The 25,386-nt window shown below is 70.8% G+C and carries 20 protein-coding genes; 10 read left to right on the forward strand and 10 right to left on the reverse strand.

Translation table 11 applies throughout. The annotated features are described in order from the left end of the window. The first annotated feature begins 141 nt into the window (after window positions 1–141). Together IM697_RS08860 and IM697_RS08865 are read left to right on the forward strand one after the other, a co-directional pair. On the forward strand, window positions 142–1,149 hold the full coding sequence (locus IM697_RS08860; protein WP_194046298.1) for an aldo/keto reductase: 1,008 nt from the start codon (window positions 142–144) through the stop codon (window positions 1,147–1,149). A 29-nt stretch (window positions 1,150–1,178) separates the two neighbouring features. After that, window positions 1,179–1,772, forward strand: a complete 594-nt coding sequence (locus IM697_RS08865; RefSeq protein WP_194046299.1) for a TetR/AcrR family transcriptional regulator — start codon at window positions 1,179–1,181, stop codon at window positions 1,770–1,772. Between the two features lie 56 nt (window positions 1,773–1,828). Here IM697_RS08865 and IM697_RS08870 read toward each other — a convergent pair whose 3' ends face one another. Continuing rightward, on the reverse strand, window positions 1,829–2,053 hold the full coding sequence (locus IM697_RS08870; protein WP_194046300.1) for a hypothetical protein: 225 nt from the start codon (window positions 2,051–2,053) through the stop codon (window positions 1,829–1,831). Between the two features lie 125 nt (window positions 2,054–2,178). Continuing rightward, complete coding sequence (locus tag IM697_RS08875; protein ID WP_194046301.1) at window positions 2,179–3,606, reverse strand: MFS transporter; 1,428 nt, start codon at window positions 3,604–3,606, stop codon at window positions 2,179–2,181. A gap of 101 nt (window positions 3,607–3,707) precedes the next feature. Here IM697_RS08875 and IM697_RS08880 point away from each other — a divergent pair, with 101 nt between their 5' ends. After that, complete coding sequence (locus IM697_RS08880) at window positions 3,708–4,601, forward strand: helix-turn-helix transcriptional regulator (protein ID WP_194046302.1); 894 nt, start codon at window positions 3,708–3,710, stop codon at window positions 4,599–4,601. 50 nt (window positions 4,602–4,651) lie between these two features. On the opposite strand, the gene IM697_RS08885 is transcribed toward IM697_RS08880, so the two are convergent. Then, window positions 4,652–6,052, reverse strand: coding sequence for an MFS transporter (locus IM697_RS08885; RefSeq protein WP_194046304.1), 1,401 nt, complete (start codon window positions 6,050–6,052; stop codon window positions 4,652–4,654). A 70-nt stretch (window positions 6,053–6,122) separates the two neighbouring features. Here IM697_RS08885 and dusB point away from each other — a divergent pair, with 70 nt between their 5' ends. Further along, window positions 6,123–7,295 (forward strand): tRNA dihydrouridine synthase DusB, encoded by a 1,173-nt coding sequence (dusB, locus tag IM697_RS08890; RefSeq protein WP_228044574.1) that lies wholly within the window; start codon window positions 6,123–6,125, stop codon window positions 7,293–7,295. On the opposite strand, the gene IM697_RS08895 is transcribed toward dusB, so the two are convergent. The 3 genes from IM697_RS08895 to IM697_RS08905 form a co-directional block, all read right to left on the reverse strand. After that, window positions 7,296–9,071 (reverse strand): alkaline phosphatase family protein, encoded by a 1,776-nt coding sequence (locus IM697_RS08895; RefSeq protein ID WP_194046309.1) that lies wholly within the window; start codon window positions 9,069–9,071, stop codon window positions 7,296–7,298. A gap of 297 nt (window positions 9,072–9,368) precedes the next feature. Further along, window positions 9,369–11,306, reverse strand: coding sequence for an amylo-alpha-1,6-glucosidase (locus tag IM697_RS08900; protein ID WP_194046311.1), 1,938 nt, complete (start codon window positions 11,304–11,306; stop codon window positions 9,369–9,371). After that, a complete protein-coding gene (locus tag IM697_RS08905; protein ID WP_194046313.1) occupies window positions 11,303–12,700 on the reverse strand; it encodes an MGH1-like glycoside hydrolase domain-containing protein in 1,398 nt (465 codons plus the stop codon). Before IM697_RS08905 ends, IM697_RS08900 begins: the two co-directional genes overlap by 4 nt. A 120-nt stretch (window positions 12,701–12,820) precedes the next feature. Between IM697_RS08905 and IM697_RS08910 the strand changes: the two genes are divergently transcribed. From IM697_RS08910 to IM697_RS08925, 4 genes are all read left to right on the forward strand, one after another. After that, window positions 12,821–14,017, forward strand: coding sequence for an ROK family transcriptional regulator (locus tag IM697_RS08910; RefSeq protein ID WP_194046315.1), 1,197 nt, complete (start codon window positions 12,821–12,823; stop codon window positions 14,015–14,017). 406 nt (window positions 14,018–14,423) lie between these two features. Continuing rightward, window positions 14,424–17,144, forward strand: a complete 2,721-nt coding sequence (gene ppdK, locus IM697_RS08915; protein ID WP_194046317.1) for a pyruvate, phosphate dikinase — start codon at window positions 14,424–14,426, stop codon at window positions 17,142–17,144. Between the two features lie 364 nt (window positions 17,145–17,508). Further along, on the forward strand, window positions 17,509–18,426 hold the full coding sequence (locus IM697_RS08920; RefSeq protein ID WP_194046319.1) for an NsdA family TPR-like regulatory protein: 918 nt from the start codon (window positions 17,509–17,511) through the stop codon (window positions 18,424–18,426). Window positions 18,427–18,440: 14 nt separating this feature from the next. Continuing rightward, entirely contained in the window at window positions 18,441–18,803 is a 363-nt protein-coding gene (locus tag IM697_RS08925; RefSeq protein ID WP_194046321.1) for a hypothetical protein, read from the forward strand. 295 nt (window positions 18,804–19,098) lie between these two features. Here IM697_RS08925 and IM697_RS08930 read toward each other — a convergent pair whose 3' ends face one another. The 4 genes from IM697_RS08930 to IM697_RS08945 form a co-directional block, all read right to left on the reverse strand. Beyond that, window positions 19,099–19,590: an NUDIX hydrolase gene (locus IM697_RS08930; RefSeq protein ID WP_194046323.1), complete on the reverse strand. Its 492-nt coding sequence runs from the start codon at window positions 19,588–19,590 to the stop codon at window positions 19,099–19,101. A gap of 158 nt (window positions 19,591–19,748) precedes the next feature. After that, window positions 19,749–20,216 carry an excalibur calcium-binding domain-containing protein gene (locus IM697_RS08935; protein WP_228044576.1) on the reverse strand — a complete coding sequence of 156 codons (468 nt, stop codon included), beginning with the start codon at window positions 20,214–20,216 and terminating at the stop codon, window positions 19,749–19,751. A gap of 189 nt (window positions 20,217–20,405) precedes the next feature. Beyond that, a complete protein-coding gene (locus IM697_RS08940; RefSeq protein ID WP_194046325.1) occupies window positions 20,406–22,172 on the reverse strand; it encodes a SulP family inorganic anion transporter in 1,767 nt (588 codons plus the stop codon). Beyond that, the gene (locus IM697_RS08945) at window positions 22,169–22,774 is read right to left on the reverse strand and encodes a carbonic anhydrase (protein WP_194046326.1); all 606 of its coding nucleotides are present in this window, start codon (window positions 22,772–22,774) and stop codon (window positions 22,169–22,171) included. Before IM697_RS08945 ends, IM697_RS08940 begins: the two co-directional genes overlap by 4 nt. 192 nt (window positions 22,775–22,966) lie before the next feature. Between IM697_RS08945 and IM697_RS08950 the strand changes: the two genes are divergently transcribed. Further along, entirely contained in the window at window positions 22,967–23,800 is an 834-nt protein-coding gene (locus tag IM697_RS08950) for a response regulator transcription factor (RefSeq protein WP_194046327.1), read from the forward strand. After that, window positions 23,797–25,281, forward strand: coding sequence for a sensor histidine kinase (locus IM697_RS08955; RefSeq protein ID WP_194046328.1), 1,485 nt, complete (start codon window positions 23,797–23,799; stop codon window positions 25,279–25,281). The genes IM697_RS08950 and IM697_RS08955 overlap by 4 nt, the downstream gene beginning before the upstream one ends. Window positions 25,282–25,386: the final 105 nt, after the last annotated feature.

Here is a 25,386-nt window from a genome sequence, read left to right on the forward strand (position 1 = left end):
GCACACGGGCGCCACGTCTCCGACCCAGGAGTCGTCGCTCGTGTGCGGCAGCCGCCGCGCGGCGCACCAGGCGAGGCCGGCGCGGACAAGTATGGAATAACAGATATTGAAATCTGTCATTCGTTAGGGCATGGTGGAGGCATGACGATGCGAACCCGCACCCTCGGAACCACCGGCCCCCACGTCTCCGCCCTCGGTCTCGGCTGCATGGGCATGTCCGCGCTGTACGGCGTCGCGGACCGGGCCGAGTCGATCGCCACCCTGCACGCCGCCCTCGACGCGGGCGTGACCCTGCTCGACACCGGCGACTTCTACGGCATGGGCCACAACGAGATGCTGATCGGCGAGGCCCTGCGCGCCGCCCCCACCGAGCTGCGCGAGAACGCCCTGGTCAGCGTGAAGTTCGGTGCGCTGCGGGGCCCGGACGGCGGCTGGTCCGGAAGCGACGGCCGCCCGGCCGCCGTGAAGAACTTCGCCGCCTACTCCCTCCAGCGCCTCGGCGTAGACCACATCGACGTCTACCGGCTCGCCCGGCTCGACCCCGACGTACCGATCGAGGAGACGGTCGGCGCGATCTCGGAACTGATCGAGAAGGGATACGTCCGCCACATCGGCCTCAGTGAGGTCGGCGCCGAGACCATCCGCCGGGCCGCCGCCACCGCTCCCATCGCCGACCTGCAGATCGAGTACTCCCTGATCTCCCGCGGCATCGAGGAGTCGGTCCTGCCGACCACCCGTGAGCTGGGCATCTCCATCACCGCCTACGGCGTGCTCTCCCGCGGTCTGATCTCCGGCCACTTCACCCGCGACCGGCAGCTCGCCGCCGACGACTTCCGGGCGATCTCACCGCGCTTCCAGGGCGAGAACCTCCGGCACAACCTGGACCTCGTCGAGGCACTGCGGAAGATCGCCGAGCGGAAGGGCGTCTCCGTCGCCCAGATCGCCATCGCCTGGGTGCTCTCCCGGGGCGAGGACATCGTGCCGCTCGTCGGCGCCCGCACCCGCGAGCGGCTCACCGAGTCGCTGGGCGCGCTGGACGTCACACTGGACGCGGCCGACCTCGCGGCGATCGAGGAGGCGGTGCCGGCGGACGCGGCCGCGGGCGACCGCTACCCGGCCGCACAGATGTCCCACCTCGGCAGCAGGTAGCGGCCGGGCCGCCAGGTACCGTCTGACCCATGGCACCGACCCCCGAGACCCTGACCGCCGAGCGCATCCTCGAAGCCACCGAGGAGGTGCTGCGCCGGCACGGCCCGGCCAAGGCCACCGTGGTCGACGTGGCCCGGGTGCTCGGCGTCAGCCACGGCAGCGTCTACCGGCACTTCCGGACGAAGGCGGCGCTGCGGGAGGCGGTGACGAAGCGGTGGCTGGACCGCAGCTCCGCGGCCCTCTCCGGGATCGCCGCCGCCGAGGACCGCGATCCACAGGCCCGGCTGCGCGACTGGCTCACGGCCCTGTTCGAGGCCAAGCGGCACAAGGCGGGCGACGACCCCGAGCTGTTCGCGACGTACACGGTGCTGACCGGCGAGAGCGGCACCGTGGTCGGCGAACACATCGCCGACCTGACCGCGCAGCTCACCCGGATCGTCCAGGCCGGCGTCGACGCCGGCACCTTCCGCGCCGAGGACCCGGCGACCACCGCCCGCGCCCTCTTCCAGGCCACGGGCCGCTTCCACGACCCCGGCTACGCGCAGGAGTGGAAACGGCCCGGGGTGGAGGAGGAGTTCGAGGCCGTGGTGGAGTTGCTGATGCGGGGTCTGCGGGCGGACTAGCCGTCACCAGGCTCCTGCGTACCGACCGCCGGTGCGCCCCCGTGTCTCAGCCCCGACTACGGGTTGCCCGCCTCCGCCCCCTCCGTCGGGTCCACCGTCGCCTGGTGCGCCTCCGCCAGATGTTCCTCCGCCTTCAGCCACGGCAGGAACTGCGCGCTCTTGCGCCAGCCGCAGGTGTCGCATCTGATCGTGCGCTGCGCCCCTTTGCGCTGCACCCGCACGACGTGCTCCCGGCCGTGTTGGTCCCAGCGGCTCACCTTGCTCGTGTTGATCTCCAGCATGACGCCTCCAGCGTCCGAGGACATCGAGTCCGTTTGCGCAGCAAGGAGTGTGCAGCAAGACCAACATCAACAGGGGGTGCGGCCCCGTGAGTTGACCAACCTGTGGCCACACCCTCACAAGTCGCTCAGCCGACGGTCCGCGGCAGCCGCAGGCTGAGCAGCCCTGTCAGCGCCACACCGGCCAGCTGGACCAACAGTGTTGTGACCAGGGCGTCCCGCATGCCCGCCCCCGGGACCAGGGAGAGGAACAGCGTGCCCAGGGTCGCCACACCCAGCGCCAGCGCCGACTGCTGGGTCGTGATCATCACCCCGCTGCCCACCCCCGCCCGCGCCGGCGGCACCTCGGACAGCACGATCCGGAAGATGACGGGCAGTTGCAGGGCCTGGCCCGCGCCGGCGATCGCCGCGCCGGGGAGCAGTTCGAGCAGACCGAGATCCGGCCAGGAGCGCCAGGCGGTCAAGGCGATCACGCCCACGCCCACCGCCTGGATCGCCGCACCGGCGGTCACGACGCGGGTGCCATGGCGAGCCACCAGCCGCGGACCGGCCAGCGAGACGAAGAAGAACGCCACCGCCATCGGCACCAGCGCCAGCCCCGCCCCGACCGGACCGAGCCCCGCCCCCTGCTGCAACGCCACCGCGATCACGAACATGAAACCGCTGAAGCCGATCGAGAACGGCACGATCATCACCAGACCCCGCCGCAGCGACACCAGCTCGAACAGGCTCGGCGGCACCAGCGGCGTACGGCCCGCGCGGTCCGCCCTGCGCTCCACCGCGTAGAACGCCGCCGCCACGAACGGGAACGCCGCCAGCGACAGCCACGTCCACAGCGGCCACCCCGCCGCCCGGCCCTCGGTGAGCGGGGCCAGCAGCGTCAGCAGGGCGGCGGCCAGCAGGACCGTGCCGGGGCCGTCGACCGGTTCCGGGTGCTGGGAGCGGGTCTCCGGGACGGCGCGGGCGGCCAGGAAGAGGCCGACGAGGACGACGGGCACGTTCACCAGGAACACCGAGCGCCAGCCGGTGCCCCAGATGTCGGCCGCGACCAGGACGCCGCCGAGGATCTGCCCGGCCACCATCGACAGGCCGGCCGTGGCGCCGTACAGCCCCATCGCCTTCGCCCGCCGCTGACCGGCCGTCGCCGCCTGAATGGTCGCGAGCACCTGCGGCAGCATCGCCGCCGACGCCGCGCCCTGCGCGACCCGCGCCGCGACGAGCGTCCACGCGCTGGGCGCGAGCCCGCACGCCAGCGAGGTCAGTCCGAACGCCGCCATGCCGCCCAGGAAGAGCCGCCGTCGGCCGAACAGGTCCCCGAGCCGTCCGCCGAGGACCAGCAGCACGGCGTACGCCAGCCCATAGCCCGCGACGACCAGTTCGAGCACGGACTCGCTCGCCGCGAGGTCGTGGCCGATGGTGGGCAGGGCCACGTTGACGATGAAGAAGTCGATGAGCGGAAGTGCCGCCGCGAGCAGCACCGTGAACAGTCCGAGGCCGCCCAGCGAGGGTGCCGCCGCGTCGGTCCGGACCTTGTGCGCAGTGATGGTTTCGGTCACGGTTACGAGCCTGCGAGCCCCGCCAGGGTGGTACCAGAGTGTTCTTATCCTGGTAGCGGAACCACCTGGAAACAGGTTCCGGACGACGGCAGGCTGGAGGAATGACCACCATGGCCGAGGACACGGCGACACAGACCCCCCGCTCCACGGCGGCGTCGGCGATCCGCCGCCACGAACTCGCCGCCTTCCTGCGCCACCGCCGCGAACACCTCACCCCCGAGCAGGTCGGCCTGCCCCGCGGCCGCCGGCGCCGCACACCCGGCCTGCGCCGCGAGGAGGTCGCCCAGCTCTCGGCGGTCGGCGTCACCTGGTACACCTGGCTCGAGCAGGCCCGCGACATCCAGGTCTCCGTGCAGGTCCTCGACGCCCTCGCCCGCACCCTGATGCTCGACCCCAGCGAGCGCTCCCACCTCTTCCAGCTGGCCGGCGCCGTGGACCCGACCCCGGCGACGACCTGCCCGTCGGTGACCCCGGTGATGCGGGCCGTACTGGAGCAACTGGAGCCGTACCCGGCCTGTCTGCAGAACAGCAGGTACGACATCCTCGCCCACAACCGCACCTACGGCCTGCTCCTGTGCGACCTGGAGACGGTGCCGCCCGAGGACCGCAACTGCATGATCCTCTCCTACACCAACCAGGAGTGGCAGTCCTCGATCGTGCACCTCGGCGAGACCCAGCGCCTCATGGCCGCCCGCTTCCGCGCCGCGATGGCCGGCCATCTCGGAGAGCCCGCCTGGAAGATGCTCCTCAAGCGCCTGCGCACCGAGTCCCACGAGTTCCGCGAGGCATGGGACCGCCACGAGGTGGTGGCCCACCGCAGCAAGCGGAAGGAATTCATCAACCGGCACGTGGGACGGCTGGTGCTCGACCACACGGACCTGTGGCTGAGCCCGGAGTCGGGGCCGAGGATGGTGACGTATGTGCCGGCGGACGGGGAGTCGGGAGAGCGCCTCAAGAGGCTGCACGAGATATCGCTGGCGAGGGCAACCCCCTGAGGGGCGCGGGGAACTGCGCGATCAACCCCCACCGGCCGGCAGCCGCCAGACTACGCGACAACCCGAGACGCCTCGCGAACCTCCGCCGACTCCAGCCTCTCAGCCGTACGTTCAGCAGTGCGCCGTGCCCACGGACCGCTGGTCACCACACCCACCACGAGCACCATGAGCGCACACCCGGTGATGATCCAATAGCCCACCCCCGCAGCCAACACCGCACCGACCACCGCAACACCCAGGGTCTGCCCCAACTGACGGCTGGTGGAGGCGACGGCGGCCGCGACACCGGCCTGCGCACGCGGCATCCCGGACACCGCCGTATTCGTGATCGGCGCGTTGACGAACCCGAACCCCACGCCGAACAGCGCGTACCCGATGATCAGCGTGACGTTCGACGTCTCGGCGTCGAAGAGCGCGAACAGGGCCGCGCTGGCCGTCATCGCCGTGCCCGCGACCAGCAACGGCAGCCGCGGCCCCCGGCTGCCGACCAGCCGCCCGGACAACGGCGCGCACAGGAGGGTCGGCGCCGCCATCGGCAGCATCCACAGGCCCGCGTGCAGCGCGTCCAGCCCGCGCACGTTCTGCAGATACAGCGTCGACAGGAACAGGAACCCGCCCAGCCCCGCGAACGCCCCGATCGCGATCACCGTCGCCCCGCTGAACGGCGCCGACCGGAAGAACCGCAGGTCGATCAGGGGCTCGGCACGGCGTGGCTCGTACCAGAGGAGGCCCAGCAGGGCAGCCGGCGCGAGCGCGGCGAACGGCAGCACCGACGCGAACCCGGCGTTCGGCGCCTCGATGATCGCGTACGTCAATGAGCCGAACAGCGCGATCACCAGGAGCTGGCCGACCGGGTCGAGGCGGCGGGCCTTGGGGGCGCGGGACTCGGGGACGAAGCGCAGGGTGAGCAGAAGGGCGGCCAGGCCCACCGGCAGATTGACCCAGAAGATCGCGCGCCAGCCCACCGAGTCCACGAGCAGGCCCCCGATCATCGGCCCCGCGGCCATCGAGATGCCGACGACCCCGCCCCAGACGCCTATCGCCCGCGCCCGCTCGCGCGGGTCCGTGAAGGTGTTGGTGATGATCGACATCGCGACCGGGTTGAGCATCGAGCCGCCCACCGCCTGCACCATCCGGAAGACGATCAGCGATTCGAGACTCGGTGCGGCGGAGCACAGGGCCGAGCCGATGGTGAACAGGACCAGGCCGGTCATGAAGACGCGTTTGCGGCCGATCCGGTCGGCGGTGGAGCCGGCCAGCATCAGCAGGGAGGCCAGGACGAGGGTGTACGCGTCGATCGTCCACTGCAGGCCCGAGGTACTGGCGCCGAGGTCGCGCTGCATGGCGGGCAGGGAGACATTGAGAGCCGTGGTGTCGAGGCTCACGATCAGCAGGCTCATACAGCAGATCGCGAGGACCAGCACCCGGCGACGTGCGCTGAGCTCGGGCATCCTTGAATAGTACGCCTAACTAATGAATTTCGCCGCACCCTGTTCAGTGCGTGAGAATGGGGGAATGCCCATGACCGTCCCGCCCGTCGCCGAGCCCCTGCGGATCGGCCCGCACCCCGTCCGGCCGCCCGTCGTCCTGGCCCCCATGGCCGGGATCACCAACGCGCCCTTCCGCACCCTGTGCCGGGAGTTCAGCGGCGGCAAGGGGCTGTTCGTCAGCGAGATGATCACGACCCGGGCGCTGGTCGAGCGCAACGAGAAGACCATGCAGCTCATCCACTTCGACGCGACGGAGAAGCCGCGCTCGATCCAGCTGTACGGCGTCGACCCGGCCACCGTAGGCAAGGCCGTCCGCATGATCGCGGAGGAGGGGCTGGCCGATCACATCGACCTGAACTTCGGGTGCCCGGTGCCGAAGGTGACCCGCAAGGGCGGCGGCTCCGCGCTGCCGTACAAGCGGAATCTGCTGCGGGCGATCCTGCGGGAGGCCGTGAGCGGGGCGGGCGATCTGCCGGTCACGATGAAGATGCGCAAGGGCATCGACGACGATCACATCACCTACCTCGACGCCGGGCGGATCGCCGTCGAGGAGGGCGTGACGGCCATCGCGCTGCACGGCCGTACCGCCGCCCAGCACTACGGGGGCACGGCCGACTGGGACGCCATCGCGCGGCTGAAGGAGCACGTGCCGGAGATCCCCGTGCTCGGCAACGGCGACATCTGGTCGGCCGAGGACGCGGTGCGGATGGTGCGGGAGACCGGGTGCGACGGGGTCGTCGTCGGGCGGGGGTGCCTGGGGCGGCCGTGGCTGTTCTCGGATCTGGTCGCGGCCTTCGAGGGGCGGGATCAGGCCCGTGCCGGAGGCACTGATGGATGCGGCGCGCGGCCTGCCCTGCGCGAGGTCGCCGACGTCATGGTGCGCCACGCGACCCTGCTCGGCGAGTGGATCGGGGACGAGGCGCGCGGTGTCATCGACTTCCGCAAGCATGTCGCCTGGTATCTGAAGGGCTTCGCGGTCGGGTCCGAGATGCGCAAGCGGCTCGCCGTCACCTCCTCGCTGGCCGAACTCCGGTCCGGGCTGGACGAGCTGGACCTGGACCAGCCGTGGCCCGCCGGCGCCGGCGGGCCCCGCGGCCGTACGTCCGGCAACAACCGGGTGGTGCTGCCGGACGGCTGGCTGAAGGACCCGTACGACTGCGCGGGCGTGAGCGAGGACGCGGAGCTGGACACCTCCGGCGGCTGATCAGTCCTTCGAGGGGTGCGGGGTCGAGCCGTACGCCGTCAGGAAGCGGTCCCGGAAGGAACTCATCTTCCACACGGGGGCCTTGGCGGCGGGCTGGAGGCCGTCCGTCCAGTTCCAGTCGGCGATCTTGTCCAGCACCTTCGGGTCCTTGGCGACGATCGAGATCGGGACGTCCCGGCTGGCCCTGGTGCCGCTGACCCGGGACATCGGCTGGTGGTCGCCCAGGAAGACGAGGACGGTGTCGTCCGTGCCGTAGCGCTCCAGCCACTGGGTGAGGCTGGTGACGGAGTACGAGATCGACTTGCCGTACTCCTGCTTGGAGCGGGTGGAGTCGGAGATGATGTCCGACGGTTTCGTGCCGGACTTCTCGATGCCCTTGAAGACCGAGCCGTCGCCCAGGTTGTCCCAGCCGACCATCTTCGGGAGCGGCGCCCAGGGCTGGTGACTGGAGGTCAGGATGATCTCCGCCATCAGCGGCTTGTCGCGCTTCTTGCCGTGCACCTGACGCTGGAAGGCCTCCAGGGCGTACTGGTCGGGCATCGTCGACCAGCTGAACTTCGGCCCCTTGTAGCCCAGTTGGAAGGCGTTGTAGACCTTGTCGAGGCCGTAGTACTCCTGCTCCGGCCAGCCCTTCTGCACGCCTGGCATCACCCCGACCGTGTCCCAGTCGCCGGTCTTCTTGAAGACCTTGGTGAGGCTCAGATGGTCGCTGGCCATGACGGTGCGGTAGCGCTGCTGGTTGTCGATCCACAGGCCGGAGAGGGTCGAGGAGTGGCCGAGCCAGCTGCTGCCGCCGAAGGTCGCCGATGTCAGCCAGCCGCTCCTGGCGTGGTAGCCGGCCTTCGTGAGGGCCGCGTTGCTCGTGTCGAGGGTGCTCGTGACGCCGGGTGCGATCTCGGGGTCCTCGAGCGCGCTGCGGCCGTAGCTCTCGATGAACGTGAAGATGACGTCCTTGCCGCGCAGGTCGGGGACCAGCTCGGCGGGCGGGGTGCCGCCGAAGGTGTCGGCCTTCGCGTCCTTCGCGAACTGCGCCTCGTCGCGCAGGGTGTCCATCGCCCGGGCCGCGTGCACCTTGACCACGCCGGCGGTGTGGTCCGCGGCGAACGGCACACCGGCAATCTGGAGGCCGAACGCCGTGCAGGTGATCCAGACGGTGCCGGCGATCAGGGTGCCCCTGGACGCGTCCGCCTTGTGACGGGCCAGCACGTTCGCGACGCGGACGGTGGCCAGCGCGACGAGGGCCGTCAGGAGTACGGCGAGGACGATGACGCCGATGGTGAGCAGGACGGTGGTCGTGCCGCCGAGGGAGTCCTTCATGTACGACTGGGCGTCGTCGAGGAGTTCCCAGTCCAGGACGATGTTGAAGTGCCGGCCCAGGTATTCGTTGTATCCCATGTCCAGCACGTTGAGGACGGTGAGGGCGCCCAGGGCCGCGCCCGTGGTCGCCGCGGCGATGATGCGGGGGCGGCGGGGGAGGCTCAGAAGGACGGCGGCACCGATGACGGCCTCCGCGGGGAGGCGTACGAACTCTCGGAGTCTGAGGTTGCCGAGGGTGTTCGGCATCTGCAGGCAGACGTATATGAGGGCGGCGGCGAGGAGGGTGAGGGCCCAGCGGAGGTAGGGGCGGCGGGGCGGATACGGGGGGTTGTCGGCCTCGGCCTCGGTCTCGCCTTCGGCCGAGTCGTTCCCACCCGCACCACCCGTTTCGCTTTCGTCGTCGGGTGCCGGCTCGTCGTTGGGACCGGGGAGTTGGCGTTGGCGCGTGAAGACAGGCACCCGAAGGTCCTTCCGTGCGAGGCCCCTGTTGGAGTGGTGTGGCGGGCCACGCTGGGGAGGCTGAGGGCCCGCCATTTCCTCCTACGGCCCCACCTCGGCCGATGTTCAGCCACCACGCCCCACAGCTCGGCAAACGCTCGGCAAACGCCAGGCCAACGGACCCGCGGCCGCCGACGGCGAGGACGCGGCACAGGGGCCACCCGCACCCGACGACGATGGCCGCACGGGCGGTGCGGGTGGGAACGACATCCGGCCGAAGGCGAAGCCGAGGCCGCAGAACCCGCGCACCCCGGAGGGCTACGCCCCGCCCACCGCCGTCAGCAGCGCCAACGGCGCCGCCGCCGAGCGGGATTCGCGGACGCAGGCGTGCGGGTACGGCACCGGCTCCGCGTGCGTGTCGCGGCCGTAGCCCGCCAGCACCTCCGGCAGCCGGTGCCCGGTCGTCGTCGCCGCGTCGACCAGCGCGTGGGCCACCGTACGGGCTTCGTCGTGCAGGCCGTAGCGGGCCAGCCCCAGGGTGATCAGCGCGTTGTCGTGCGGCCAGACCGAGCCGCGGTGATAGGAGAGGGGGTGATACGCCGGTTGGCCCGAGGCCAGCGTGCGCACGCCCCAGCCCGAGAAGAAGTCGGGCTCCAACAACCGGCGGCCCACCAGCTCGCCGTACTCCTTGTCCAGCAGTCCGGACCAGAGCAGGTGCCCGGCGTCCGAGGCCAGCGCGTCCACCTGGCCGCCCGCGCCGTCCAGCGCCAGCGCCGGGAAGGAGTGCTCCGCCATCCAGAAGTCCCGCTGGAAGCGGTCCCGGAGGTCGCCGGCCGCCTGCTCCAGGAGCGCGGCGTACGTCGCGTCCTGCCACACCGTGCGCGCCAGCCAGGCCGTGCGGCGCAGGGCGTCGTAGGCGTACCCCTGGGCGCCCGCCGCCATGACCGGGCCGGCGGGGCGGGTGCCGTCGGAGGAGCAGATGGCGCCGGGGGAGTCCTTCCAGTTCTGGTTGGCCAGGCCGCCCTGGTCGGCGCGGTAGACCAGATAGCCGCGGGTGGTGAGGCCGCCGTGGTCCAGCATCCAGGCGATCGCCGCTCGGGCGTGGGGCTCCAGGCGGCGGGCGAGCGCGGTGTCGGCCGTCTGCTCCACGTACGCGCCCAGGAGGATCAGGAACAGCGGCGTCGCGTCCACCGAGCCGTAGTAACGGCCGTACGGCACCTGGCCGAAGTGCGCCAGTTCGCCGTGCCGTACCTCGTGCACGATCTTGCCGGGCTGACAGACCGCGTCGACGCCGGTCCGCGTCGCCTGGGTCGCGGCCAGCGCCGCGAGGGTGGCCGCGGCCGGCCGGGGGCGGTAGGGGAGGGCGAAGAGCGAGGTGAGCAGGGCGTCGCGGCCCAGCAGGGTCAGGAACCAGGGGGCGCCCCCCGCGGGGACGCGCAGTTCCTCGCCGTCGGGCCCCTTCGCCGGGACCTCGAGCGTGGCCAGGTCGGCCAGGCCGCGGGCACAGGCGGCGGCCAGCTCGGGCCAGCCCGTCGGGAAGGCCACGCCCTCCACGAACTCGCCCTCCAGGGAGAGGAGTTGGGCGGACAGGGCGGCGGGGGAGCGGGGGACGCGCAGGGCTCGTTTGTCGCCGTGCGGGCGGGCCATCACCCGCAGGGTCAGCTCCGCCGTGCTGTGCGGTTCGAGGTCGAGGGCCCAGACCAGGCGGCGGGCGCCGGTTCCGGTCTCCTCCACGGCGTCGGGGACGGGGTCGGCCGTCACCGTCGTCACCGAGCGCCATTCGCCTCGCTGGTAGGCGAACTCCACGCCGTGTTCCAGGACTTGGCGGGATCGGGTGGCGCCGGTCTTGGCGTAGGTGCGGTGGTCGGAGCGCAGCTCGAACTGGTCGGTGAAGTCGGCGTCCGCGGTGAGCGCGAGACGGATCGTCGTCGGCACCGGGCGGTTGCTGGTGACCCGGAGGGATTCGACGAACGAGCCGTCTCCCACGGCCTGTTCACGGAAGAGCGTGTACGCGGGCGGCTCGTCGCGTCCGCCGCGCGGGACCAGCACACACCGTGCCGTGTCGCCGTCGGCCACGGGGGAGAGCGTCTCGGGCACCGCCCCGTCCACGGTGAGCTGCCAGCGGCTCAGATGCCGGGCGTCCCGTACGAACAACCCTTCCGGAGAGCCGGCGGCCCGTACGCCGCTGATGTCCCCGCCGTCGCCCACGGCGGCGAACGTTCCCCCGTACACGAGCAGATGATGACGGTCCGTCATCCCCGGCTCCCTCCCTTGGTGTCCCTGGGCTTCTCGAAGTCGTGCAGCAGATCGAGCGTGAGCGCGGCCGTCCAGCCGAAGCCGGTGGCCCCGCAGGCCTCGCCGGTGTACGGATCGACGTACTCGGCGAAGTCGGAGGCGGCGGCGAGGTCGAGCATCGCCGCGCGCAGGGCGTCGGCCCGGTTGCGCTCGCCGTGGGTGCGCAGGCCGCGCTCCAGCAGCCAGTTGGTGTTGAACCAGGCCGGGCCCCGCCAGTAGCGGTGCGGGTCGAAGGCCTCGCCCAGCAGGTCGTACGACGGGGCGAGGCGGGTCGTGGCGCCGAGGCCGAAGTGCGGGCCGTGTGCCGTGCGGACCAGGGCGGTGGCGATGTCGCGCGGCAGGGTGGGGAGGAGTAGGGGGATCAGGCCCGCGACGCTGCGTTCGGCGATGAGCCTGCCCGACCGCACGTCATGGCAGAGGAACATCTCCCTCGCCGGGTCCCACATCCGGTCGATCAGCGCCGCCGTCAGGCGTTCGGCGCGCGCGTGCCGGGCCGTGCCCGTCGCGCCCAGTTCCGTCGCGATCCCGGCCAGCGCGTGCTCGGAGGCGATCAGCAGGGCGTTGAACGCCGGGTCCTCGACCGCGAACTGGCCCGGGCCGTCCACGTATCCCCGGTCCCGGTACTCCGTCGCGAGGCGCACATACCGCCCGTAGTCCAGATCCGTCGGCCGGTCCTCGGGTGCGCCGTGTGCGAGGTCGGCGCGGCGGAAGGAGCGGGCCGGGGCGGGCGTGACCCGGCTCAGGGGCGCGTCCCAGCAGGGGCTGTTGTCCATGCCCTGTTCCCAGGGGTGCACGACGGACGCGAGGCCGGCGCCGCCGAGGTCGCGGCGGTGCAGCAGATAGCGGTGCCAGGCGGCCAGGCGGGGATACATCCGGGCGAGGAAGCCGCGCGCCCGGGACAGGCCCGGGTCGGCGCGGTGCACCAGCCAGGCGGCCAGCGCGTGCACCGGTGGCTGCACGATGCCGGAGGTCTGTACGGTGCGCGGGGCGCCGGTGGTGCGCCCGGCGGTCGAGGAGCGCCAGAAGTCGGGGCTCGGGAAGTAGGCGTCGAGCGGCACGGAGGGGTTGAAGACGATGTGCGGGATCCGCCCGTCGCCCCACTGGGCGTCCAGCAGCGTCTCCAGTTCGGTCTGCGCCCGTAACGGCGAGAGGTGCCGCAGGCCGATCGCGATGAACGCCGAGTCCCAGGACCACTGGTGCGGGTACAGGCCGCGGGAGGGGACCGTCGACGCTCCGGTCCAGTTGGCCTCCAGCACCTTGGCGGCTCTGACGTGCGGCGAGTCGGCCGTGGGCGGTGGATCGTATGCGATGTCACGGTCCGTGGGACGGGCGGTGAGTTGGGCAGTGCGATCCACTCGGGGCTCCCCGAAAGACGTCCGGCCGACCGGTTCGGTCAGCGCCACCATAGAGTTACGTCTAGTTAACACGCAAAACCCAATATGTAATGCAAGCTTGAGAAACACAAGGGGGTGTGCATGAGCGCACGGGGCCAGGCGAGCGCCGGGGAACTCCTCGAACTGGTGCGGAGCGGACGGGCCGTCACACGCGGAGCACTTCAGCAGGCGACCGGGCTGTCCCGTGCCACCGTCGGCCAGCGCCTGGACCGGCTCTTCCGCGCCGGCTGGCTGCGCGAGGGGGCCGGCGGTCCCGTGGACTCCCCGCTGGGCGGGCGCCCCGCCATCACCCTGGAGTTCGACGACACCCACGCCGTGGTCCTCGCCGCCGACCTGGAGACCCGGCACGCCCGTGCCGCCGTACTGTCGCTGACCGGCGAGATCCTCGCCGAGCACAGCGGCACGCTGGTCGTCGAGGACGGGCCGCAGGCGGTGCTGGGCGAGCTGGCGCACTGGTTCGCCGAGCTGCTGGAGAAGGCCGGACGGCAGGCCGGGGAGGTGTGCGGCATCGGGCTCGCGGTGCCGGGGCCGGTGGACAGCGAGACCGGCCGGGTCGTCCAGCCGCCGATCATGCCGGGCTGGGACGGCTACGACATAAGAGGGCGGCTGGCCAGGGCCTTCGGCGAGCAGACGGGCGCCGGACCGGTGCCGGTCCTCGTCGACAACGACGCCAATCTCATGGCGTACGGCGAACAGCGCACGGGATATCCGCGGTGCTCGGCCTTCGTACTGGTCAAGGTGTCGACCGGGATCGGCGCCGGGGTCGTGGTGGACGGCTCGGTGTTCCGCGGGATCGACGGCGGCGCGGGCGACATCGGGCACATCCGGGTGGGCGCCGACGCGCAGTGCCGGTGTGGTTCGTACGGCTGCCTGGCCGCCGTCGCCAGCGGCGGTGCGGTGGCCCGGCGGCTGGCCGAGACCGGCGTGCCGGCGGCCTCCGGCTCGGATGTGCGGGACCTGCTGGCGTCGGGGCATCCGGGGGCGGCCGCGCTGGCACGGGAGGCCGGGCGGCAGGTCGGGGATGTGCTGGCGACCGTGGTGACGCTGCTCAACCCCGGGGTGCTGATGATCGCCGGGGATCTGGCCGGGACGCCGTTCCTCACCGGCGTACGGGAGCTGCTGTACCAGCGGGCGCTGCCGCGCTCCACCGCTCATCTGGACGTGGTGACCTCGAAGCTGGGGGAGCGGGCCGGGCTGATCGGGGCCGGGGCGCTGGTCGTGGAGCATCTCTACGCGCCCGAGCGGGTGGAGGAGCGGCTGCTCGGGATGGGCGTATGACGGGCGTGTTTCCGTTTTGCGCCGCGTCCGCATGGTGAAATCCGGGCGGCTGTGGGAGCGTGATTCTCGCCACCCTTGATAAGGGTTGCGCTCAGATGAGCGGATCTTGAGCGACTGCACTTCTCCAAGGGGTGGCACTCCGTGCCACCCCTTGATCGTTCATCGATCGAAATCAGACGTGCGGTAAGGGCGCTCATCTGAGCGAAATTCCGCACCCGTGGGCACGCTTGCGTTCAAGAAGTGAAAACATCCGCCCGTCACGGCTTGCCAAGCTTTGACTTTCGATCCACTGGCGGACGGGTGGTTACAGGCGCATGACGCGTGAGTAGACGTACCCAGGCGCCTTCGATCTGGGTATGTTCCTCGCCGTCAGGGCAGCCACCACGTCCTCGAGGGAGTCGAGACCGTGTCGGAAAACAAAGAACCCCACGTAGCGAAGTTCGTTTACGACTTCACCGAGGGAAACAAGGACCTCAAGGACCTCCTGGGTGGCAAGGGAGCCAACCTCGCCGAGATGACCAACCTGGGGCTCCCTGTTCCCCCGGGCTTCACGATCACGACGGAAGCCTGCAAGGTCTACCTCGACAGCGGCGAGGAGCCCGCGGCACTGCGTGACGAGGTGAGTGCGCACCTCGACGCCCTCGAATCCCGCATGGGCAAGAAGCTCGGTCAGCCCGACAACCCGCTGCTGGTCTCGGTCCGCTCCGGCGCGAAGTTCTCCATGCCCGGCATGATGGACACGGTCCTCAACATCGGACTCTCCGACAAGTCCGTGAAGGGCCTCGCCGACCAGGCCGGCGACGAGCGGTTCGCGTGGGACTCCTACCGACGCCTCATCCAGATGTTCGGCAAGACCGTCCTCGGCGTCGACGGCGACCTCTTCGAAGAGGCCCTCGACAAGGCCAAGGACGCCAAGAAGGTCACGGTCGACACCGACCTGGAGGCCGCCGACCTGAAGAAACTGGTCACCGCCTTCAAGAAGATCGTCAAGAAGGAGGCGGGCCGGGACTTCCCGCAGGACCCGCGCGAGCAGATGGACCTCGCCATCAAGGCGGTCTTCGACTCCTGGAACGGCGACCGGGCCAAGCTCTACCGCCGCCAGGAGCGCATCCCCGGCGACCTGGGCACGGCCGTGAACGTCTGCTCGATGGTCTTCGGCAACCTGGGCCCCGACTCCGGCACGGGCGTCGCCTTCACCCGTGACCCCGCCTCGGGCCACCAGGGCGTCTATGGCGACTACCTCCAGAACGCCCAGGGCGAGGACGTGGTCGCGGGCATCCGCAACACCGTGCCGCTCGCGGAGCTGGAGTCGATCGACAAGAAGTCGTACGACCAGCTCATGCAGATCATGGAGACCCTGGAGAACCACTACAAGGACCTCTGCGACATCGAGTTCACCATCGAGCGCGGTCAGCTGTGGATGCTCCAGACCCGGGTCGGCAAGCGCACGGCGGGCGCGGCCTTCCGTATCGCGACCCAGCTCGTCGACCAGGGCCTGATCGACGAGGCGGAGGCGCTCCAGCGCGTCAACGGCGCCCAGCTCGCGCAGCTGATGTTCCCGAAGTTCGACGACGAGGCGAAGGTCGAGCAGGTCGGCCGGGGCATCGCGGCCTCGCCCGGCGCGGCGGTCGGCAAGGCGGTCTTCGACTCGTACACGGCCGTGAAGTGGTCGCGCTCGGGCGAGAAGGTCATCCTGGTCCGCCGTGAGACCAACCCCGACGACCTCGACGGCATGATCGCGGCGGAAGGCATCCTGACCTCCCGCGGCGGCAAGACGTCCCACGCGGCCGTGGTCGCGCGCGGCATGGGCAAGACGTGCGTGTGCGGCGCGGAGGAGCTGGAGGTCGACACCAAGCGGCGCCGGATGACGGTCCCCGGCGGACACGTGGTGGAGGAAGGCGACGTCATCTCGATCGACGGCTCGTCCGGCAAGGTCTACCTGGGCGAGGTCCCGGTGGTCCCGTCCCCCGTCGTGGAGTACTTCGAGGGCCGGATGCACGCGGGCGCCCAGGACGCCGACGAACTGGTCGAGGCCGTGCACCGCATCATGGCCTTCGCCGACCGCAAGCGCCGCCTGCGGGTGCGCGCCAACGCGGACAACGCCGAGGACGCGCTGCGCGCCCGTCGTTTCGGCGCGCAGGGCATCGGTCTGTGCCGCACCGAGCACATGTTCCTCGGCGACCGCCGTGAGCTGGTCGAGCGGCTGATCCTGGCCGACACGGAGGCCGAGCGCGAGGAGAGCCTGAAGGCGCTGCTGCCGCTCCAGAAGAAGGACTTCGTCGAGCTGTTCTCGGCGATGGACGGCCTCCCGGTGACGATCCGTCTCCTCGACCCGCCGCTGCACGAGTTCCTGCCCGACATCACGGAGCTGTCGGTGCGTGTCGCGTTGGCGGAGTCCCGCCAGGAGCCGCACGAGAACGAACTGCGCCTGCTCCAGGCGGTGCACCGGCTGCACGAGCAGAACCCGATGCTGGGTCTGAGGGGTGTGCGTTTGGGTCTTGTGATCCCGGGCCTGTTCACGATGCAGGTCCGCGCGATCGCGGAAGCGGCCGCCGAGCGCAAGAACGCCAAGGGCGACCCGCGCGCCGAGATCATGATCCCGCTCGTCGGCACCGTCCAGGAGCTGGAGATCGTCCGCGAGGAGGCCGACCAGGTCATCGCGGAGGTCGAGGCGCGGACCGGCGCGAAGCTGAAGCTGTCGATCGGCACGATGATCGAACTGCCGCGCGCCGCGCTGACGGCAGGTCAGATCGCGGAAGCGGCGGAGTTCTTCTCCTTCGGCACGAACGACCTCACCCAGACGGTGTGGGGCTTCAGCCGGGACGACGTGGAGGCCTCGTTCTTCACGGCGTACCTGGAGAAGGGCATCTTCGGCGTCAGCCCGTTCGAGACGATCGACAAGGACGGCGTGGGTTCGTTGGTCGCAGCGGCGGCGAAGGCGGGCCGGGAGACCCGCCCCGACCTGAAGCTCGGCGTCTGCGGCGAGCACGGCGGCGACCCCGAGTCGGTCCACTTCTTCCACGAGGTCGGCCTCGACTACGTCTCCTGCTCGCCGTTCCGGATCCCGGTGGCCCGACTGGAGGCCGGCCGGGCCGCGACCCAGTCGGAGGGCAGCGACCACCGCTAGGCCTGACGGCCACGAACAGGTTCGACGGCCACGAACAGGCCCAACGGCCACGAAGACCCCGGAGCCGCCGCCCGTCCCCGACCCTCAAGACCGATGGGCGGCGGCTCCGGATCACCAAGGAGGGCGGCATCCTGTGCGGGGGTGCCGCCCTCTCGTGCATTGTCTGCAGAGACTGTCAAGCTAAGTCGCTGACCAGGCTGGATGACGTTTGCTGGCGTTGGTTGTCGTTGAACCCGCCTGACGCCGTCGTGCCCTCGTTGTGCCCTCCGGGCGCGGCTGAGGCTGCGGATCACTGCAGACGGGTTGCTGCTATGGACGCTCTCCACCTTGCTCGCCGCGTCCAGGCAGCAGGTACACCCAAGCCATGACAGAGACGGCGGAGCGTGGTTCGACTGACGACTTCCACCGTATGAACGGCCACCTCTGGCAGGTCTACCAACTGGCCCGCTCGAAGGGCTCCGTCACCAGGGTCGTTCGGGACCAACTCGCCGCATTGAACGATGCTTTGAAGACTGACTACTCGCGCCGATCTGACGCTCTGTGCGAGGCAGCTGGAGATCTCTTCCAGCTCGCCGGGGAACTGGCCTTCGACGGCAATCGGTACACAGAAGCGGCAGCCGCCTACACCGTTGCGGCCTCGGCCAGCAATAATGCGCGCGCTTTTGACCTCTGGGCCTGTGCGCTGGTCCGGCATGCGTACGTGGACGTGTACGAGAAGCGGTTCAATGAGGCCGCGAGCGTGCTTGAAGCTGCGCGGAGGATCGCAGTGCGTGGCGACAGTTCCCTGTCAACGCGGCACTGGGTCGCTTCGGTACAGGCTGAGGCCTATGCCGGCCTACGGGACTTCGACGAGTGTGAGCGCGCGCTCGACGAGGCCCAACGCGTCGATGATCTGACAGGCCCCATCCACAACGGTGGATGGCTGCGCTTCGACGGATCGCGCCTCGCCGAGGAGCGTGGCGCCCGGTACCTCCAACTCGGACGCCTCGACCTGGCGGAATCAACACTCCAGAGTGCGCTCAATTCGGAAGCACTGTCCAAGGGCATGTCCTTCCGGCGTCGCGGTGCCGTCCTGACAGACCTCGCGGCGATCGGAGCGAAGCGCCGAGACGTCGAGCAGGCCGTGACCTATGCCCGCGAGGCACTCCGACTGGCTCAGCAGTCAGGCTCCGGATACGTCGCCCGTAGACTCCAAGCGCTGCAAGTGGAGCTCGGTTTGCTGGGCCGGGATCGCCGTGTGACGGAACTGGGCGCCGAGATCGGCGTCTTGTGCTCGACCTGACGAGAGGGGTAGGCATGCCGCAGACCGAGGGTGCTCGGCTGTTCCGGGAAACGTGGATCGCGGGGGTGCGCAAGCACTTCCCCGGCGAGCCGAAGCCGAGCTACGTGACACCTTGGGAGGACACGCCTCAGTGGGAGCGTGAGGCTGCGGGTGCCGTGTTCGCACAGGTTCGCCAGTTCCTCGACCTGAGCGGAGGCCACGCGGCACGACTCACGCGTGAGCAGAAGGGCCGCTTCGTCGCGACCTGTTGGACGGCTCAGATGTACAAGCACTTCGAGGACCCGAAGCCGGGCTACGTCGCCGACTGGCCGGACCTGCCGGACTGGCAGAAGGAAACGGACTCCGACATCTTCGAGGCCATTGAGGAAGCCGTCTGAGCGCTCGGGCTCGCCCGCCGAGTGCTCGCAACTACCCCCGCGCAGCCGGGCCCGTACACGACCGAACCCAGAATGCGTTCACCGGAACGGTGGGCCAGAACATGTAGTCGACGGCATAGCCGTACGGGCCGAGAATGCGTACCCACCCGTCCAGCGAGTACATCCACCGCACCGACCATATCGACTGAGCCGGTCCCGCCCGCACCAGGCCTTCGGACGAGCCGGTTCGGGCGGCCGATCCCGTCCCGGGTGGCGGCGTTCGGGCGTGCGTCGGCGGCGTGCTGCGGCACCGCGGTCAGGGGAGCCGCCCTTCCCGCAGGCACACGACGGTTCCGGTGCGGGCGGCGGTGTGCAGGGCGGTGAGCGTCGGCAGGTGTGCCGTCAGGGGTGTGGTCTCCAACTCGGGCAGGGAGAAGAGGCCGTTCTGGTCGTGCTCGGGGCTGTGCCTGACCGTCTGCCCGGCTGCGAGGGTGCCGCCGTGGAAGAAGAAGTCGATCACCGGGCCCGTTCCCTTCACGTCGGCTCGGTGGTCGTAGCCGAGGAACCGAAGAGGCTGGTCGAGGACGATGCCGGTCTCCTCGTACAGTTCTCGGCGTGCGGCTGTCGGCGGGTCCTCCCCGTGGTCGAGCATTCCGCCCGGCAGCCACCAGGTCCCGGCACTCGGCTGGCCCTCGGCGTAGCGCAGCAGCAGGATGCGGCCCTCGGGGTCCAGGAGCAGCACGCAGGACGCGGCGATGGCCTGCGGAAGGGTTCTGATCCACTCCTCGCGCGGCAGCACCGGCTCCATGTCAGGCCTCCCGGGCGGTGTGAGCGGCGTCGCCGAACCGGATCGTGGTCTGCCACGCGGTCGTGTCCACGTCGGTGTCCCTCCTTCGGGTGGGCGAGGCGGGGTGAGTCGCCCACCCGAAGGAACGCGGCGTGGCGCAGATGGTCACCGGCAGGGCATCAGCGGGGGGCGCGACGCCTGCGCACCGCCAGCAGCACCCCACCGCCGGCGAGCAGGGCAGCCGCCCCGCCGGCCGCGATGTACGGCGTGCTGTCGTCGCCACCGGTCGCGGCCAGGTCGGTGCCGTCCTGCCCCGTCCCGTCGCCGGACGTCGCCTCGTCGGACGTCGCCTCGTCGGACGTCCCATCGTCGGACGTCGTGCCGTCCCCGGCGCCGGACCCCGCCCCCTGGTCCTCCGCCGGCACGAAGTCCGCGGGCGGCTTGTCGCAGCCGATGCCGTCCTTGTCGCGGTCCAGGTGGGAGCCGTAATGCTCGTCGCCCGCACGGATGTTGGCGTACCCGTTGGCATACGCCTCGGTGCAGTTCTCGAACGGGTGGTTCCCGTCGTGCGCTGCGGCCACCGACGGCAAGGCGGCGAGGGCCAGCGCGGCGACGGCGATGGCGCCGGGCTTGCGGAGCAGGTTCACGGAGCGTCCTTCCAAGTTCGTGGTGATATCGGCGCTCATGATCGGGAATCTTCGATCGGCCGGATATGAGGTGACGAACGTAGTAAGGAGCTGTAGTTGCGGGGGAGTTATGAAGGACCTGTGATGCGAACGTGACGTGACCGGAAGGTAGCTCTCCGTGTGGAGCTTGCCCTTCCGGTCCCGTTGCGCTCAGCCCACGAGTGGTGGGCGCTCCGCGTACTCGTCGTAACCGCCGGGCCGGGGGCGGGTGTCCAGGTAGAACCACTCGGCGTCCGGACCGGGAGCCGGGGACGGAGGTGCCGCCGGAGGCTCGGGCGCCGCGACGACAGGTGGCTCCGGCTTGGCGGGCCCCGGCATCAGCAGTTCCACCCGCAGCCCCAGTCCTCGTTGCTGCGCCGTGAACTCCTCCACCTGGTTCCGGCAGGCGTGGTCAAGATGGGTCACGCCGGTCAGGTCCAGGCGGATGCGCGGCTTGCCCGCGGATGCCGCCGACTCCAGTGCCTCGATGACCTGCGGGAGCCGTAGGAACGTCGCGTTGCCGGCCATGACCACCTTCGCGGTGTCGTCCTCGACGTGCTGCCGGATCACCGTCCGCGACATGCGCAGGGCTGCCAGCACGATCCCGGCCGCGAGGCCGATGAGGACGCCCTCCAGCAGTGCCGTCGCCACGATGACCAGCGTCGTCACCGTCATGACGACGAACTCGCCCCGGTCCTGGCGCCACAGCTTGGGGAACTCCTCCGGCGCGAACAGCTTCCAGCCGCTGTGCACCAGCACGCCCGCGAGCACCGAGATCGGGATCAGGGCCAGGACCTGCGGCAGCAGCAGCGCGAAGGCCAGCAGCCACAGGCCGTGCAGGGTGCGGGAGATACGCGTCTTGGCGCCGGCCTGGACGTTCGCCGAGCTGCGGGCCACGACCGCCGTGATCGGCAGCGCGCCGAGGATGCCCGCGACCGTGTTGCCGGCGCCCTGGGCTATGAGCTCGGTGTTGTAGCGGGTGCGCGGTCCGCTGTGCATACGGTCCACGGCGGCCGCGGTGAACAGGCTCTCCGCCGACGCGATCACCGTGAAGGTGAGGATGGACGTGAGGATCGCGGCGTCCGCCAGCCCAGAGAACTCCGCTGCCCCCGGCACCCGCACCGACTCCAGCAGATTGCCGACCTGGAGCGTCTTGACGTCCACGCCGGGCAGCGCGGCGACCGCGATGCCGATGCCGACGGCCACCAGCGCGGCGGGGATCCGCTTCGCCGGGCCCGGCACCTTCTTCCACAGGAAGCTCAACATGATCGTCGCGATGCCGAGCAGTGTGGCGATCATCGCCTGGGGGTTGGTCAGGATGTCGGCGAACAGGCCCGGGATGCCCGCCATGTTCTCGATCGGGGTGCCGGGGGCCTTGGCGTCGGCCATCGGGTACGCCTGGCTGAACATCAGCGGCAGACCGATGCCCGCCAGCATGCCCTGGACCACGGCGAGGGAGATCGCCTGGAACATCCGGCCGAGGCGTACGACCCCGAGGACGATCTGCAGGATGCCCGAGAACAGCACGATCACGCCGAGCGTCGCCACCCCGTGCTCCAGCACCGTCTCCGCGACCAGCGCGGCGAGCCCGGCGGCCGGCCCGCTGACCTGGAGCGTGCTGCCCCGCACCGCGCCGACGACCAGGCCGCCGATCACCCCGGAGATGATCCCGAGCTCGGCGGGGACACCGGAGGCCACGGCCACCCCGATGCACAGCGGCAGGGCGACCAGGAAGACGACCAGGGAGGCGGTGATCTCGTTGGCGAGGTCGGGCCGCGTCCTTTCGCCCTTCAGCCGCCCCGCGTCCTTGGGCTTCTCCGCGTTCCCGCCCCGCGCCACCTTCTCCGCGTTCCCGCCCCGCGCCACCTGCTCCGCGCCCCCGCCCCACGGCACGCTCACCTTCGTGCGGGTACGGCCCCGCGCATGCGCCCCGCTCATCCGGCGTGCACCCGGAACCGCCCGTCGCCCTCCAGCTCATGCACCTGCCCGGTGTCGACCTCGTAGTACCAGCCGTGCAGCCGCAGCCGCCCGCCGTCCTGCCGCTGCCGTACGACCGGATAAGTCCGCAGTACGGAGAGCTGGTTGACGACATTGCCCTGGGCCACGTCGGGCAGCGACGGGTCGTCGGAGGCGGTGGTGAGGACCGGCGTCAGTTCGGGGCGGGCCAGTCCGAGCCAGGCGTCCACGCCGGGCAGCGCGGACAGGTCGTCGCCGGACTTCAGCGCGCCCATCGCGCCGCAGTGTGAGTGACCGCACACGACGATGTCCTGAACCCCGAGCACCTCCAGTGCGTACTCGATGGTGGCCGCCTCCCCGGACGCGCCAGGGCTGCCGTACGGCGGCACGATATTGCCCGCGTTGCGCAGCTCGAATATCTCTCCGGGGCGTGCGCCGGTAATCAGGGCGGGTATGACCCGGGAGTCCGAGCAGGTAATGAAAAGCGCCTCGGGATATTGCCCCTCGGCCAGTTTCCGGTATTCGCCGCTCTCGAAATCGACCCTGCGCCTGAACGATCGGGCCCGGTCCAGCAGTGCCTTCAACGATGCCTCCTCGGCTGGGAGTTCGACCTGTTCACAGGACCGTAGACGAGCCGAGACCAGAGGAAGGTTAAGTAAAGACCAGAGCGCGTCCAGTAATTGGACATTCTTTGTCGCAATGCCCGGCAAGCGCTTGTCTCTTGTAGCGTGTGGACGTCAGGGCAGAGAATGTGAATTCACGGAGAGACAGGACGCATGGGCATACGAGTGCTGCTCATCGAGGACGACGAGACGATCGCCGAACCCCTTGCCGAGGGGCTGGGGCACTTCGGGCTGACGGTGGATCACGTGACCACCGGGCGGGAGGGGTTGAGAAGTCCGTACGGTGATGTCGTCCTGCTCGACCTCGGGTTGCCGGACATGGACGGCATCGACGTGTGCCGCGGCATCCGGCAGGTCTCGGACGTGCCGGTCATCATCCTGAGTGCGCGGGGTGAGGAGGCCGACCGGGTGCTGGGGCTGGAGCTCGGCGCCGACGACTATCTGGCGAAGCCCTTCAGTATGCGGGAGCTGGTGGCACGGGTGCGGGCCGTGACCCGGCGGACGCAGCGCACGGAGGCGGTGGCGGAGCCGGTAGCGGAGCCGGTGGGTGCGACACCGTCGCCGTCGCCGTCGTACGAAGCTGCCACGCCGGCCGTGTCGTACGAGGTCGCGCCGCCCCAGTCGTACGACGAACCCGCGCCCCACCCCTCGTACCCTCCGCAACCCTCGCCCGCCCCCGGCCCCTTGGTCGTGGACCGCCGCACCCGGCAGGTCTGGATCGGCGAGATCCCGGTCACCCTCACGCCCAAGGAGTTCGAGCTGCTGGCGCTGCTGGCCGAGGACCCCGGGGCGGTCTACTCACGGCAGCAGATCCTGGACCGGGTGTGGGACCCGCACTACGAGGGCCCGACCAAGACGCTGGACGTCCATGTCGCCTCGCTGCGGCGGAAGTTGGGCGACCCGGCGTGGATCCAGACGCTGCGTGGGGTCGGCTTCCGGCTGGCGGTGCGGACCGAGCCGGGCGGGCAGCGGGTGTCCTCGCCGTGACCCGCCGGCTGCTGCTGAGTTACCTCAGTCTCGCGGCGCTGGTGCTGGCGTGCCTGGAGATTCCGCTGGGGTTCGTGTACTCGCGCAGTGAGCGGATGCGGGTGGTGAGCGCGGCGAAGGACGAGGCCGAGTCGGTCGCCGCGTACGCCTCGCTGTCGCTCAGCACCGGCCGCGCCGAGCGGGAGCTGCCGGGCCGGGTGGCGCACTGCGCCGAGCGGATCGGCGGGAAGGTGGTGGTCGTGGACGCCTCAGGCGCGCTGCTGGCCACCTCGCATCCGCTGGCCGCCGTGATGTCGGCCGACCTCGGCTCCCGCCCCGGTATCGCGGCCGCCCTGCGCGGCACGTCCACCGTGGACGTACGGACGTCGACGATCGGCGGGGTCGAGTACCTGTCGGTCGCCGGGCCGGTCCGCAGCGGTTCGCGGCTGCAGGGCGCCGTATGGCTGACGCTGCCGACCCGCACGGTGCACGAACGCGTCCATCACATCTGGCTGTTGCTGTGCCTCGGCGGGCTCGGGGTGCTCGCCGCGGTCGCCGTGGTGGGGTTCGCCATCGCCCGCTGGACCGGGCGGCCGATCCGTGAACTGGAGCGTGCCACCCACGAGTTGGCGGAGGGCGGCCGGGCCACGCCGGTGACGATGACGAAGGGCCCGCCGGAGGTGCGCCGGCTGGCCACCGCCTTCAACCGTACGGCGGCCCGGCTCGCCCATCTCCTCGCCGCCCAGCGCGCGTTCGCCGGCGAGGCCTCGCACCAGCTGAAGACACCGCTCGCGGCGCTGCGGCTGCGCCTGGAGAACCTGGAGCCGAACGTCGCCGACCGGGGCCTGGGCAGCCTCGCCGCCGCCGTGACCGAGACGGACCGGCTCTCGCGGATGGTGGAGGGGCTGCTGGCGATGGCCCGTCTGGAGGAGGACTCCGCGACGCCCACCCCGGTCGACGTGGGCGCGGTCTGCGCGGAGCGGCACCGCACCTGGCTGCCGCTGTTCGAGCGGCAGCAGGTCGGGCTTGTGCTGTTCGCGGGCAGCGTGGGGCCGGTGCTCGCGGTGCCGGGCGGGGTCGAGCAGATCGTGGACAACCTGCTCTCCAACGCCCTGCGCGCCTCGCCGCCCGACAGCACCGTGACCATCGAGCTGCGGCTCCATGTGCCGGTCCGCCGCGCCCTGCGCGACGCCCGCCCCGCCTGGGTCGATCTGCACATCACCGACGAGGGCCCCGGCATGACCCCGGAGCAGCGCGCCCGCGCCTTCGACCGCTTCTGGCGCGCGCCGGGCGCCCCCAAGGGCGGTACGGGACTGGGCCTGTCGCTGGTCCAGCGGCTCGCGCACGCCAGCGGCGGCGAGGCGAGTCTGCACGCCGCGAGCGCGGGCGGCCTGGACGTGGTGGTCCGGCTGCCGTCGGCGGAACCGCCGCGCGAGGGGCACGGTCCGGGCCAGGACCGGGCCGGACAGCGCAAGCGGGTGGTGCCGGCGCTGCGCGCCTGACCGCCCACGGGCAACTCCCGGCCACGCCGCCGGACGGCCATCAACTGGCCACGGCCCGTCCACCCGGCTCCCTTAGGTTCCATGCCGCCCCCCGGTGCACCACCC

The sequence above is a fragment of the Streptomyces ferrugineus genome (assembly GCF_015160855.1).
GTDB lineage: Bacteria > Actinomycetota > Actinomycetes > Streptomycetales > Streptomycetaceae > Streptomyces > Streptomyces ferrugineus.